Genomic DNA, 13,619 nt, shown 5'->3' on the forward strand with positions numbered 1-13,619 from the left:
TCTTTCACTTGTGGTCGTTGGCGGCCGGCTTGGCGCCGACGGCGATGCGGTACAGCCGCACCGGGTACTCGATCTGCGCCGGCGCGCCGGCCAGGTTGGCGGAGGTGCGGTCCAGCTGGGCGGCGGGCATGTACAGGTTGCCTTCGCGCGTCACCCACATCGCATCAATCCACGTGAGGCGCGGGTCTGACACCAGGGTCGTCACCTTGCCATCGGGTGCGATGCGCATCACGCTGCGGTTCGTCACCTTCGACATGTAGATGTTGCCCTTCGCATCGATGGCGGTGCCGGCGGCCATCCAGGTGTCGATGACCTTTTCGACGGCTGCGTCGACGCGCTCCTTCGGCGCATTCGGGTCGTCCAGCAGGCGGGTCGGCACGCGCGACAGCGCACCGCCGATGGGCTGGAAGTAGAACCACTTGCCGTCCGGGCTGACTTCGAGCTGGTCGACGTTCACGAACTTGTCCTTGGTCGGCTTGCCGCTGTTGTCGGGGATCGGGTCCTTCAGCACGATGCGGCGACCGCCGTCCGCATACATCTCGTGCGTGGCGACCGTGGCGGGGTGCGTGTCGAGCACGCGGCGCATCTTGCCGCTGGCCAGGTCGAGCACCACGATGCCGGGGTTGATGGCGCCGGCATCGGTGATGTAGGCCACCTTGCCGTTGAAGCGCATGTCGTTGAAGTAGGTGTACTCGCGCACCACGGACGGATCGGCCTGGTAGATGCGCTTGATCTTGTTGGTCTTCAGGTCGATGCGCACGATCTTGGCCGCGCCCGGCACGGCCTTGCCGCCGACGCGCGGCGCGCCGGCATCCACCACCCACAGGTCGCCGTCGGGTCCGACGCGCACCGTGTTGACGTGCATCAGCGTGTTCCTGGGGTCGGCGTCTGCCTTCCAGAGGCTCCATTCGAGATTCGGGAAAGGCAGGAACTTGCCGTCCTTCAGTTCCGCGACCTGCGGGCCCGGGCCTTCGACACCGGGCATCGACACAAAGAAGCGGCCGCTGGTGGTGATGGCGATCGAGTTGATGACGCGGTCGGACTGCGCGACCTCCACCACGCGTGGGTCCTGCTTGTCCGGCATCACGTCATCGGCGGGCGCGGCCGCGTGGGCGGCAGCGAGTGGCAAGGCGAGCAGCGCGGTCAGGCCGGCGTGGAGTGCAATGTGGCGCATGAATCGGTCTCCGTGTGTTGATGGGCTCGATTCTGGGAATGCGCATTCATTCCGTCTATTCGATAATGTTCATCTTTCGATTCCTGCGGCTTATCAATGGACATCAACCTCCGTGACCTGAAGTACTTCGAGACGGTGGCCGAGCTGGGTCACCTGGGCCAGGCCGCCGACAAGCTGGGCCGCACGCAGCCCGCGCTGACCAAGTGCGTGCAGCGCCTGGAGGAAGCCTTTGGCAGCGCGCTGTTCGAGCGCAAGGGGCGCGGCATCCAGCTCACGCCCGTAGGCGAGGTCCTGTTGGCGCGTGCACGGCTGTTGCGCAGCGCAACGGAAGAGGCACTGCGCGAGGTCGGCGACTTCGCCCGCGGGAACGCCGGCCATGTGCGCATCGGCAGCGGACCCATCGCCGCCGACCATGTCCTGCCGGAGATCTGCAACCTGCTGCTGGCCGAGGCGCCGGGCACCACCATCGACATCACGATCGCGCCGAGCATGGCCCTGCGCGAGCGCCTGCGCGAAGGCACCATCGATCTGCTGATTGGGCTGATGCCGGAGCATGACGATGCCTTCGTCACGCACTCGATCGTCGAGGATGTGGTGGTCGTCGCGACCAGCCCGAAGCACCCCGTGTTCGACCTGCCCAAGGTGAGCATGAAGGCACTGCTGCAATGGAACTGGGTGCTGCCAGTGGAGTCGATTCCCAGCCGGCAATGGCTGGACGCAGTGTTCCAGTCGCACGGCCTCGCCAAGCCGACCGTGCAGATCAACGCCAACTCGATTCCCCTGCTGCCGCGCCTGATTGCGCGCACCGACCTGCTGAGCTTCCTTTCACGCCATTCGCTGGGCAGCGGCAGCCGGCGCAATGCCCTGCGCGAGGTACCGCTGAAGGAAACCACACTGCGCAGGAAGCTGGGCGTGACCTATCGCAAGGAGGGCTACCTGTCGCCAGCGGCGCAGCGACTGGTGACGCTGCTGCGCTCGCGAGGGGAGCGGCTGTTTACGTCAGCGCTGGCTCAGTAAGCCGTGTCCTTGCTCCGCGGCAACCACACCTCGATCGCCCCCGGCGTGCTCTTCAGCGAAGGCGGCAGCTTGATCACTTTCCAGGCCTGCCCGTCCGGCAACGGCGCAGCCAGTTGCAGCACATTGGTGCAGGCCAGCGCGCTGTCGTCCTGCACGGTCATGGTCGGCACCGGATGCCCCCGCGGCGGCGAACGCCCCTGCCTTTGCGAGGTGCTGATCAAGTCCTCGGTCGGCGGCACCGAGGCCCCGAGTTCGCGCCAGCGCCGTCGCCAATCGCGGACCTGCTCGCGCATGGCGGGGCCGTAGATCAGCACATAGACCACGGTTCCTGCGCAAGCCGCGCTGGAGATTGCGGGCGGCACGGGTGTTGCGGAGGGCACCTGCAGGTCGGGCGGCTTGCCGGTGTCTGATGGGGGCGGTGGCACGGGCACTGGGAACGGTTGCGGCGGATGCCCCGGCGCGCCGCGTTGCGTCGCGGGTCGCGTGGCGATGGCGACCCTCGCCGGCTCGCCGGTCAGCATGTCGTGCAGCCACACCACCATCGGCCATGGCGTGGGCAAGGTGCCGCTGCAGTTCTGCGAGGGCGGCGTCAAGCCGGTGTAGTCGCGTGCCCAGTAGCGCGGCGCGCAGGCGGGTGCCTGTGCGGGTTGCAGGCAGTCGATGCCGTTGGCCGGGTCCAGCAGCCGCACGCAGGCCGGCGTGCGCTGCTCCACCGGCTCGCGCGTGCAGGCCGCCTTGGCGTCGTCGACGATGCGCACGGACAGGCGAAACTTGGCCATGAAGTTGTCGCCGCCATCGCGGCACAGCAGGTCGCCGGTGCGCAGCAACTCTGCCGCGAGCAACGCAGGCGCATCGCCGCTGCTGACGCCACCGCTTTTCAAACGTGCCCACAGTTGCGACAAATCCTTGAAGGCCGCGTTCTCGGATTTCTCCGCGTCGGCGCGCTGGGCACGCCAACTGTCGATGCCCTGCCACGCCGCCACGCCAATGGTCGCGGCCGTGCCCAGGCCCACGGTGGCCGTGACCGCACCCGCACGGATCACACGCGCCTGCAGCCGGCTCACCGTCGCCACCACCGTGCTGGCGGTGGCGGCAGGCGTCGCACTGCCCGGCTCAACACGCGGGCCCGTCGCGGCCTGCGCAGCCTGGCCATCGTCGGGCATGAACAGGCCCGGCGCACCATCGGCCACCATGTCGAGCAGCTCGCCGTCCAGTCGCGTCCCGATCTGGGCGCCCAGGCGGAAGTAGCTCTCCCATTGCGCCTCGTCGAAGAACTGGTCGGTGGTCGGCTGCTGCGGGAACAGCGGGTTGGCCGCCTTGAAGTTGACCAGGTCCACTGGCAGCGCGGCCGACACATTCGGCTTGACCAGGATGATCTGCCCCGTCGCGCCGCTGGCGTAGCGCACCTGCGCTAGCGCCAGGCAGGCCTGGCTGGTCGGTGACGCCAGGTCGTTCAGCGAGCCGAAGGCATCCAACTGCGGCAGGTGGGCGCCGGGCCGCGGCTTCATGAAGGTGATCTCGGCATTGAGGTCGATGCGGGCGCGGCGGATCAGGATCTCCAGGTCGCAGAAGCGGTAGTCCGGATCGGCCCCGCAGTCGGCGATCACGATCAGCGCGGCCTCCTGCCGCAGCAGCGCGTACGCGCCGGTGTTCTCGAAATGCCCGCCATCGCTCAGGTACCAGTTGGCCGAGCTGCTGCCCGGAAAGGCGCCGAAGCATTCGAGCAGCAGGAAGCGCGTCTTGGTCAGCAGCCGCGTGCCGTGCACCGCGGCGCCGCGTTGCAGGATGCCGGCGTCGGCGCTGTTCCACCAGTAGCCCAGGCGCAACCCCGCGAACACGGAGAGCGCAGCAATCCCGCGCTTGGTCAGGCGGCCGAAGCCTGGCGCGACGGCCGCCCCCGAGATGGCGGTCCACGCGCCCAGCGTCATCGCGCCATCGCCATGGGCCTTGGCCCACTCCGATCCGCCGGCCTGTATCCAGCCGAGCGGGCCGATGGTCATCGGCAGGCTCTTGCGATCGCGGTTGAACAGCTTCTGCTTGGGGTCATGCGTCTGGTTGATGCAGACGTTGGCCAGGTGCACCGGCCCGCCATGCCGGTGCGGCGCGTATTGCAGTTGCGAGATGTCGTCCAGCCCGTCCACCTCGCCCACCGGCACTTGCGGCGGCATCAGGCCCGACACCTGGTCGGTCGGGCTGGCACCCAGGCGCCGCGCGTTGGCCGCGCCGAGGTAGCCACGCACGATGCGCGCCTTGTAGAACATGTGCAGCGACGAGATGTTGAGGAACGCGAAGTTGGAGCCCGTCAGCGACGCATAGGCGCCCAGCACGATGAACATCGCCAGCAGCCAGGCCCAGCCGCGCCAGAACTCCAGGCCTTCCGGCTGGAACACCTGCAGCAAGGTCGCCGCATACACCACGCCGATCCACCACGCCGCCAGGCAGAAGGCCAGCACCAGGCCGACCACGCTGGCCAGCGCCGCCACCATGCTCTTCTCCAGCCCGGGTGTCTGCTGCTTCTGCGACAGCAGCACCGGCAACACTGCGCGCAGGATCGCGGCCACCACCAGCAGCGTCGCGCCGTACGAGGCGCGCATCTGCTGGTTCTCCGCGGCCAGCCACCAGGCCGATCGGTCGAGCAGCCCCAGCACGCCGATCAGCAAGGTGGTGTTGAGCACTGCGGCCAGCGCATCGGTCAGCTCGTTGCGCTGTTGTGCGGCGGTGCGGCGTCGGCTGCGGTACATCACCCAGGTCAGCGCGATGACCCAGCACAGTGCAAAGGCCACGAAGGCCGCCGACAGCCAGTTCGGCCCGCCGGCATAGGTCACGAGCATGGGGCCGAGCGTGCTGGCGCCGATGCTCAGCACGCACCACATGCCCACCTGCACCAGCAGGAACTTGACCGAAGGCTTGTCACGCACCGACCAGTACGCGCACGACAGCACGATCGACGCGATGAACGGCCCCGCTGCCGCGAACCACAGCGTGGGCAACTGCGTGGCCGCCTTCACCAGCAGCCCGATGGCGGCCTGCGCGGTGGTGGGCTGCGTGTTGTTGAGGTCGACCGCGCGGAACACGGCATCCCACATCAGCAGGTTGCTCGCGGCCAGCGCCATGCCGACCAGGCAGGCGGCAATCGCGATCTCGATGTGGGTGCCCAGCAGGTTGCGCAGGTACAGCGCCGCGGCGAACAGCGTGTCGCGCATACCGCCCGGTATGAGATAGCGGCCATTGGCGCGCAGCCACCAGCCGAAGCGTGCACGGTCCACGTCGCCGAAGGCGCGTTCGATGTCGCGCACCTCGTCGGCGGACTTGGCATCGGTGCAGAGGCGGCCCAGCGTCGCGCCGATGTAGCCGCCGCCGGAGACGGTCGACACCATGTCGAACTTGAGCAACTGCCGTTGTGCGGCCAGGGACTTGATCAGGCCCAGGCAAAAAGTAGCGCTGCGGATGCCACCACCCGACAGCGCCAAACCCCAGGCACGGCGATCATCGTCCGTGCCATGCAATGCTTCGCGCCGTGTTTTTACCAACTCCCGCAGCGTCTCATCCATCCGGTTACCTCGGTGTGGAAGCTTGACTATTCCACCGTCGAACGGACGCGGCAATTTGACGGACGGCCTATGGCGCCGTCAATGAAGCCTCGCAGACATAGTGCTTAGGTGCGCTTCGCCTGGACCTGCGTGAGTTGCAAGATCGGCCACGAGGCAGATTCACAAAAGGAGGCTCCCCGTGCTGACTGACACCCAACTCGCGCAGATCATGGTTCACGCTTCGCAGAAGAAGCGCCTGCTGTACCTGGGCCCGCTGAACGCGGCGATGGCCGAGTTCGAGATCAACACGCTGCGACGATCGGCCGCCTTCATCGCGCAACTGGCGCACGAGTCCGGCGAGTTCAACTTCATGGAAGAGATCTGGGGCCCGACCTCGGCGCAGAAGCGCTACGAGCCGCCCAGCGACCTGGCGAAGACCCTGGGCAACACGCAGCCCGGCGATGGCAAGCGCTTCAAGGGCCGCGGCCCGATCCAGTTGACCGGCCGGGCCAACTACCAGAAGTTCGGCGGCCTGTTGGGCCTCGACCTGGTCGGCAAGCCGGAGCTTGCTGCTGCGCCCGAGGTCGGCTTCAGGACAGCCGGCCTGTTCTGGAAGCGCAAGGGCCTCAACGAACTCGCCGACGCGGACAACTTCACCGAGATCACGCGCCGCATCAACGGCGGCCAGAACGGCGCCGCCGAGCGCGTGCGCTTCTACGAGCGGGCCAAGCTGGTGCTGGCGCCTGCCTTCCCGGCCGGCAGCGCCAAGCCTTCCAGGACAAAGGTCGCCGCCAAGCTCGCGGAGCCAAAGGACGCATTGCTGCGCGGCGCCGAGGCGATCCAGAAGGAGCCACCGCCTCCGCCCTTCGTGCCCCCACCTTCCGACACGCTCGCGGTGCGTCCTGACACGCTGGACTTCCGCGACCTCATGTACACGCCCTCGCTCATCGAGGTGCCGACGCACATCCCGCTGGGCGACTACCTCGACCACGCGGTGCCGATCCTCGACCAGGGCACCGAGGGCGCATGCACCGGCTTCGGCCTGGCAACCGTTGCCAACTACCTGCTGATTCGCAGGCGGGTCATCCCCGACAAGGTCCCCGTGAGCCCGCGCATGCTGTACGACCTGGCGCGCCGCTATGACGAATGGCCCGACGAGGACTACAGCGGTTCCAGCGCACGCGGCGCGATGAAGGGCTGGCACAAGCACGGCATCTGCGCCGAGGAGTTGTACCCCTTCAAGGCCGGCAAGACAGACCGCAAGGGCATGACCAAGGCACGCGTCGCCGACAGCGTGCGCCGGCCGCTGGGCGCCTACTTCCGCGTCAACCACAAGGACCTGGTCGCCATGCATGCGGCCATCGCCGAGGTCGGCGTGCTGTACGCCACGGCCACGGTCCACCAAGGCTGGAACGACGTGGGCAGCGATGGCTTCATCGAACAGTCGGAGCAGATCACCGGTGGCCATGCCTTCGCCATCGTCGCGTATGACGACGAAGGCTTCTGGCTGCAGAACTCATGGGGCACGGGATGGGGCCTGCGCGGCTTCGGGCGCGTGAGCTACGACGACTGGCTCGCCAACGGCACCGACGTGTGGGTCGCCCGGCTCGGTGCGCCGGTGACGTTGCGCGCCAAGCAATCGGCCGCCACTGCGCACGCGGCCACTGCCAAGCAGAGCGTGGCCTATTCCTTCGCGGACCTGCGTCCGCACATCGTGAGCGTGGGCAACAACGGCGCGCTGAAGGCCGGCGGCGACTATGGCTCCAACCCCGATGAGTTGGCCCACGTCTTCGAACAGGACATCCCGGCCGCGACCGCTGGCTGGAAGAAGCTGCGCGTGCTGCTGTACGCACACGGCGGCCTCGTCAACGAGCAATCCGCCGTGCAACGCCTCGCGGAATACCGGCCCGAGCCGCTCAAGGCCGAGGTCTATCCGCTGGCCTTCATCTGGCGCACCGACTACTGGACCACCTTCTCCAACATCCTCAAGGACGCGGTGAGCCGCCGCCGCCCCGAGGGCGCGCTGGACGCCACCAAGGACTTCATGCTCGACCGCCTCGACGATGCGCTGGAGCCGCTGGCCCGTGCCCTCAGTGGCAAGGCTGCATGGAGCGAGATGAAGCAGAACGCGCTGCTCGCCGCGAACGCCGGCTGCGCCTCGGTCCTGGTCGCCGATCACTTGAGGAAGCTGGCGAAGACGGCCGAGAAGAATGGCCAGGCCTTCGAGATTCACCTGGTGGGCCACAGCGCCGGCTCGATCGTGCATGCGCCCATCGTGAAGCTGCTGGCCGCCCGCAGCCTGCCGATCGAAACCTGCACCCTCTGGGCGCCCGCCTGCACCGTCGACCTGTTCAAGCAGTACTACGTGCCGGCGATGGAATCGAAGATGCTGCGCAAGCTCGCGGTGTATGCGCTCAACGACAAGACCGAGCGCGACGACGACTGCGCCAAGATCTACAACAAGTCCCTGCTTTACCTCGTCTCCAACGCCTTCGAGGACAAGGTCCGCATCCCGCTGTTCCGCGATGGCGTTCCGATCCTCGGCATGGAGAAGGCCTTCGACACGGAACTGCGCAAGATCTTCAACACCCACGGCGCCGAACTCGTGCTCACGCCCAACACGGAGCCCGATGGTTCATTGAACGCATCGGAGGCGATGCACCATGGCGACTTCGATGACGACCGCAAGACCGTCATGCCGACCTTCAGGCGCATTGCGGCCGGAGCGGGCAAGGCGCAGGCCAAGGCCGCGGAGAAGCTGCCCGCGACGGCGACGCCGATCCACACCACCGCGGCCAAGCCGATGTTCCCGCATACCGAGTCTTCGCTGCGGGATCGGCGGCAGCAGATTGATGAGAGGACGCGGGTGCGGGGGTAGGAGGCTGGTGCCGAGCTACTTTTTGACTGTCTTGCCTTCGGACTCGAGTTCTTCGCCGACATAAAGCGAAAGCACGCAGTCATTGCCAGTCGGAGTAGGAGGATAGGGCTCGACCATTCTTGAGCGCCCATTCACCAGCCGGCGATAGAAAACTCTGTACCAATAGTGCGTGCCTTTGTTCGGTTCGATCCGTTGCCAACCGGATTGACCCAATGCCCTGTAGAGATCACCAACAAGAACGCAAGTCTTGATTGATCGCTCGTCCGCGCGTCGATCCGATGTGTCAGGGCTGTAGCCCACCATGGAAAGATTGAAGGAACGCCATTCCCCATCCCCTGGATCATCCCGGTACTCCGAGAGTGAATCCCCCAATGGATAGCGCCCACGAGCAACGCCTCGATAAGCAGGCGATTGACCATTCGGCAGTTGGACGAATCGAATACCGAACTCCCGCTCGATGCCTGCGCGCGAAATCCGGGGACCGTTGGCGATAGCAACGAACCGCTGGAGCAATTTCGGCGCGTCGTAGCGCTTGGCGGGATAGTCTTCGGGCAAGACAGGTGCTGCAGCGTCGTAGCGCTGGTAGTCGAGATCAACGTCGCGGAATGTTGGCAGTCTCGCTTGTAATCCAGCCGAGGGCTCGGGCATCCTGACAGCGGTGACGGTGCTCGCTTGTCCGGAGGATGACGCCGCAGCCGTCGACCCGGCCTGCGTCCCGCCCGAATGCTGCGCGCACGAACTGACCATGCAAGCACCAACGACCACGACCAGGCTCCGCCTCCACGAAGACTGCAACATGTCATTGCTCCTTGTCTTCGTCAACGCTTCTTGCACCGCTCGCGGCCGGCCCCGGCGACGGTCTTTCAGGCGCCCTCCTCGCCGGTCTGGCCATGCCGATGCCGTCCAGAAACTCCCGCACGCGCGGCTGCCACACCTCCGGAAACTTCGTGAACAACATGTGCCCGTCCTCACCCTGCGGCCCGAACTGCACGAACTCCCCCGTGCCCCCTGCAGCCTTGTAGGCGTCGAACCACTCCCGCGGATAGGTCGGGCCCATCCACTGGTCGTTCTCCGTGTAGATCCACAACGTGGGGATGCGCGCGGTCTTGCCGTACTGGCCGAACATCTGTTCGAGCTTCTGTGGCCCGCAGGGTCGCTGAGGCTGAGTCTTCTGATTGCCACCACCTCCGCCGGCAAAGTTGATCGTGGCCACGACTCCCTGGGGGTTGAGCGCCGCCACGGTGATCGCGGTAGTGCCACCAAAGGACTGTCCTGCCACGATGGATCGCGTTCGATCCGCACCGGGCAAGGCACGCACCGCGTCGAGCACGCTCAAGGTCTGCACGGCCGCAGCTTCATAGGCCGGCTCGTATCGCTTCGCGCTGCATGTCCCGGAGTCCTCGACGTCCTCCCCGCCCGACACCCCATAGCCCACGCGCGTCGGCACGGCCACGATGAAGCCCTGGGCAACGAAGTAGCGAGCGGCAACCGAGAACCGCGCGCGTCCCAGATTGGCTCGGTCCTGTGCCTCGGCTCCTCGTCCGTGGTTGAGTACGAGTACAGGCGCGGGGGCCGGGTTGGCATCGTCCCGCCAGACCGTCACCTTGATGGACTGCTCGACGGACTTGCCATAGGCGTTGCTGACCTTGACCGGGACGTCCATCTGCTCTTCCAGCAGCTTTGCCTGGGAGGGTCCACCGGCCACCAGTGCACCCAGGATGGCCAGGCCTGCGCACCAGTGGCCCGGCAGCGTGTTCAATTTCATTTCTCGACTCCTCTTGGGTTGATATGGCTTTGCCATCTCGACTCGATGCCCCGTGGGGGGCGGGTTGGGCGCAGCCCGGCCCTGGGGGCTCTCGAGTCGATGTGGCATTGCCATCTCGACTCGATCACCCTTGGGGGGCGGGCTGGGCGCAGCCCGGCCCTGGGGGCTCTCGAGTCGATGTGGCTTTGCCATCTCGACTCGATCACCCTTGGGGGGCGGGCTGGGCGCAGCCCGGCCCTGGGGGCTCGTGACCCCGACATCGCTCCGTTCCCCGCACCAACTCTCTGAACATCTTCAAAGCTGGCAACGGAAGCGACGCACGAGCGCATCGCTTCCTTCGCCGGCCCTCAATGCCAGTTGGCGGCGATCACCGGATTCAAGCTGGGCTGGTAGCTCGCCGGCAGCGTGGTCTGTCCCGCGGCGGGCGGAGAGAAGCCCGCCATGGCCTGGACCAGGTTCTGGACCTGGCTGTCGAGCAGCACCTTGCCATCACTCGTCTTGAACTCTTCCACGTGGTACCGATTCCCCACGTACCAGTTCTTGATCGTGAACTTGTCGTTCGTGCCGATGACGCTGACAAGCAGGTCATTGCTGCCTGTGCCCTTGGAGAACCAGAGTTGATCCATTGCAATGCCGGGGCCGAACAACGCGACATCGACGTTGCCGGCGGTGCCGTCGTCTTCCACCAACACGTCGGACCCATGCCCTCGAGCGAGCACGTAGGTGTCGTTCCCGGTTCCGCCGAAGACCAGATCCGCGCCCGCGCCGCCTTCCAGCCTGTCGTTGCCCGCACCACCGCCCAGTTGGTTATTGGCGCTGTTGCCCGTCAGCGCGTTGCCCAGTTCATTGCCGGTGCCGTTGATGGCTGCGGTTCCCGTGAGTGTCAGGTTCTCGATGTTGGGGTCAAGGGCAAAGGAAACTCCGGACCGAACGAGGTCCACGCCCTGGTTCAGGTACTCGATGACGGTATCCCCCGCGCTGTCGACGACATAGGTGTCGTTGCCATTGCTGCCGTACATCGCGTCGTTGCCCAGGCCGCCGTCCAGCACGTTGTCGCCGGTGTTTCCCGTTATGACGTTGTTCAAGGCGTTACCGGTGCCGTTGATGGCAGCGGTGCCCGCAAGGTGCAGATTCTCCAGGTTGGCGCCCAGTCCATGACTGACACGGATCTGGACCGCGTCGACACCTTCGCCAGCCAGCTCGGTCACGCGGTCGTTGGCGTTATCGACAACGTAGAAGTCATTGCCCGTGCCGCCCGACATGGCGTCCGCCCCTTCGCCACCGTCGATCCTGTCATCGCCGGCGCCACCGTCCAGCGTGTCGTTGCCTGCACCGCCGTCCAGCTGGTTGTTGCCCGTGTTGCCCTTCAGCACGTTGTCCAGCGCATTGCCGGTGCCGTTGATGGCAGCACTTCCCGTGAGGGTCAGGTTTTCCACGTTGGCGCCGAGCGCGAACGCGACATTGGACAGCACGAGGTCGGTTCCATTGTTGGCGTACTCGATGACGGTGTCCCCCGCGCAGTCAATGATGAACGTGTCGTTGCCCGAGCCGCCGTACATCGTGTCGTTGCCCGCAGCCCCGTCCAGCACGTTGTCGCCGGTGTTGCCCGTGATCACGTTGTTCAAGGAATTGCCCGTCCCGTTGATGGCAGCGGTGCCCGCGAGGTGCAGGTTTTCCAGGTTTTCAATCAATGTGTAGGAGACACGGATCTGCACCGCATCCACGCCTTCGCCGGCCCTCTCGTTCACCCGATCGTGGATGTTGTCGACGTAGTAGATGTCGTTCCCCGTGCCGCCCCACATCTCATCAGCGCCCTCGCCACCGTCGATCTTGTCATCGCCCGCGCCGCCGTCCAAGGTATCTGCGCCTTCCTTGCCGTAGATCACATCGTTGCCGGCCAGGCCATTGATGAGATCGTCACCCGTCGTCCCTGTCAGGGTGTCAGGCGCTGGCGTGCCGTCGATCAGCACGACCGGGGGTGGCGGAGGGAGCGACACCAGATCCTTGAACCGGGAAGCAGTCCACACCGTGGCCGGTGCATCCGCAAAGCGAATCTCCTTGACCTGCCCATACATGTACTGAGTCTTGAAGTAGTTCGGCATTCGGACCTGATCGTCCGTGCCGGCAATCTTCAGGATCAGCGTGTCACCCTCGCGGCTGGCCCTGATGTCGGCCACTGCCACGCCGGCCTTGAACAGGAGCGTGTCCATGTCCCACGGATGCATGAAGCTGTCCAGGAGCGTGTCCTGGCCATCGCCACGGCCGAACAGGATGGTGTCGCTGCCATAGTCTCCGGACACCACGTCGTTGCCCGCGGCGCCGTCCAATGTGTCGTCGCCTCCGGCACCGATCAGGATGTTGTCGCCGCCGTTGCCCTTCATGACATTGGCCAGCGCATTGCCGTAGCCGGAGATGCCCCCGGTACCCGTCAGTGTCAGGTTGCCAACGTCAGAACCGAGGATGCACGTGACACTGGACAGGATGAGGTCCGGTAAGAAATTGGCTCCCCCACCAACGACAACATCCCCTTCGCTGTCGACAATGAAGGTGTCGCTGTTCGGGCCGCCGTTCATCTTGTCGTTGCCCGGCCCCCCATCGATCATGTCTTCGCCATTCAGGCCGTAGAGGACGTCGTCACCCTCCAGGCCGTAGATGACATCGTCACCCGCCGATCCGACCATGCTGTCGGCCCCTGTGGTGCCGTATACGTAGTAAGCCATTTCATCGCTCCTTTTCTGGTTAAAAATTTCGTCCGAGTGAAAGCGCGTCGAAGGTGCATTGCGTGCATGACGACACGACTTCCCGACTCGATTCCGGTCGTGCGGACCGTCCTGCGGCTCTACCAATCCGGGTGGTTGGGAGCGGCATGCCCTTCGAGGTCACGAGGCCGGCAACGTTGGGGTGCCCGGCTCACCTGGCGCATGGCGGCGTTGCAGAAGTGCCAGAGAGCTTGACCTCGAGAACGGCCTCCTTGGCCGCGCGCAGCAGAACGGAAGTGGCGACTGTGTCGCTTGGCGTCAGGCCGAATTGAATCGCCATGGCCGCCGGATCAGCAGCGATGGGATGCAGGCGCGCAAAGTTGCAGCGCGCTGAGAACGGCGCGTTGGCCGAGACAGATTTCGCCTCTGGCGCCGTCGATGCGTTCAATAACGCGACGCCTGGCGCTTGCATGCCAGAGGATTCGCAACCCGTCATTTCACTCCCTTCGTCACACCACACACGTGATGTAGACGAAAGTTACATCAAGTCACGGGG

8 protein-coding genes are annotated in these 13,619 nt (G+C 65.7%); 2 read left to right on the plus strand and 6 right to left on the minus strand.

Annotation, left to right across the window (positions count from 1 at the left end):
- Nucleotides 1-4: 4 nt before the first annotated feature.
- Nucleotides 5-1,174, minus strand: coding sequence for an SMP-30/gluconolactonase/LRE family protein (locus WKW82_RS23660; RefSeq protein ID WP_340344786.1), 1,170 nt, complete (start codon nucleotides 1,172-1,174; stop codon nucleotides 5-7).
- Nucleotides 1,175-1,270: 96 nt separating this feature from the next.
- On the opposite strand from WKW82_RS23660, the gene WKW82_RS23665 reads away from it, so the two are divergent.
- Nucleotides 1,271-2,191 carry a LysR family transcriptional regulator gene (locus WKW82_RS23665; RefSeq protein ID WP_340344787.1) on the plus strand — a complete coding sequence of 307 codons (921 nt, stop codon included), beginning with the start codon at nucleotides 1,271-1,273 and terminating at the stop codon, nucleotides 2,189-2,191.
- Here the strand turns inward: WKW82_RS23665 and WKW82_RS23670 are convergent.
- The gene (locus WKW82_RS23670) at nucleotides 2,185-5,742 is read right to left on the minus strand and encodes a patatin-like phospholipase family protein (RefSeq protein ID WP_340344788.1); all 3,558 of its coding nucleotides are present in this window, start codon (nucleotides 5,740-5,742) and stop codon (nucleotides 2,185-2,187) included. The genes WKW82_RS23665 and WKW82_RS23670 overlap by 7 nt on opposite strands.
- 178 nt (nucleotides 5,743-5,920) lie before the next feature.
- Between WKW82_RS23670 and WKW82_RS23675 the strand changes: the two genes are divergently transcribed.
- The gene (locus WKW82_RS23675; RefSeq protein ID WP_340344789.1) at nucleotides 5,921-8,599 is read left to right on the plus strand and encodes a glycoside hydrolase family 19 protein; all 2,679 of its coding nucleotides are present in this window, start codon (nucleotides 5,921-5,923) and stop codon (nucleotides 8,597-8,599) included.
- 15 nt (nucleotides 8,600-8,614) lie between these two features.
- On the opposite strand, the gene WKW82_RS23680 is transcribed toward WKW82_RS23675, so the two are convergent.
- The 4 genes from WKW82_RS23680 to WKW82_RS23695 all read right to left on the minus strand — a co-directional run bounded on the left by WKW82_RS23680 (nucleotide 8,615) and on the right by WKW82_RS23695 (nucleotide 13,559).
- Nucleotides 8,615-9,397 (minus strand): hypothetical protein, encoded by a 783-nt coding sequence (locus WKW82_RS23680; RefSeq protein ID WP_340344790.1) that lies wholly within the window; start codon nucleotides 9,395-9,397, stop codon nucleotides 8,615-8,617.
- Between the two features lies 1 nt (nucleotide 9,398).
- Nucleotides 9,399-10,364: an alpha/beta hydrolase family protein gene (locus tag WKW82_RS23685; protein WP_340344791.1), complete on the minus strand. Its 966-nt coding sequence runs from the start codon at nucleotides 10,362-10,364 to the stop codon at nucleotides 9,399-9,401.
- Between the two features lie 347 nt (nucleotides 10,365-10,711).
- Complete coding sequence (locus WKW82_RS23690) at nucleotides 10,712-13,084, minus strand: calcium-binding protein (RefSeq protein ID WP_340344792.1); 2,373 nt, start codon at nucleotides 13,082-13,084, stop codon at nucleotides 10,712-10,714.
- Nucleotides 13,085-13,274: 190 nt separating this feature from the next.
- Nucleotides 13,275-13,559 (minus strand): cysteine peptidase family C39 domain-containing protein, encoded by a 285-nt coding sequence (locus WKW82_RS23695; RefSeq protein ID WP_340344793.1) that lies wholly within the window; start codon nucleotides 13,557-13,559, stop codon nucleotides 13,275-13,277.
- Between the last annotated feature and the right edge of the window lie 60 nt (nucleotides 13,560-13,619).

This window comes from Variovorax rhizosphaerae (assembly GCF_037889975.1).
Classification (GTDB): domain Bacteria; phylum Pseudomonadota; class Gammaproteobacteria; order Burkholderiales; family Burkholderiaceae_C; genus Variovorax; species Variovorax rhizosphaerae.

Coding starts and splice junctions, on each gene's coding strand:
- WKW82_RS23660 (WP_340344786.1), bottom strand. CDS start 1,174: ATGCGCCACATTGCACTCCACGCCGGCCTGACCGCGCTGCTCGCCTTG.
- WKW82_RS23685 (WP_340344791.1), bottom strand. CDS start 10,364: ATGAAATTGAACACGCTGCCGGGCCACTGGTGCGCAGGCCTGGCCATC.
- WKW82_RS23665 (WP_340344787.1), top strand. CDS start 1,271: ATGGACATCAACCTCCGTGACCTGAAGTACTTCGAGACGGTGGCCGAG.
- WKW82_RS23670 (WP_340344788.1), bottom strand. CDS start 5,742: ATGGATGAGACGCTGCGGGAGTTGGTAAAAACACGGCGCGAAGCATTG.
- WKW82_RS23680 (WP_340344790.1), bottom strand. CDS start 9,397: ATGTTGCAGTCTTCGTGGAGGCGGAGCCTGGTCGTGGTCGTTGGTGCT.
- WKW82_RS23695 (WP_340344793.1), bottom strand. CDS start 13,559: ATGACGGGTTGCGAATCCTCTGGCATGCAAGCGCCAGGCGTCGCGTTA.
- WKW82_RS23690 (WP_340344792.1), bottom strand. CDS start 13,084: ATGGCTTACTACGTATACGGCACCACAGGGGCCGACAGCATGGTCGGA.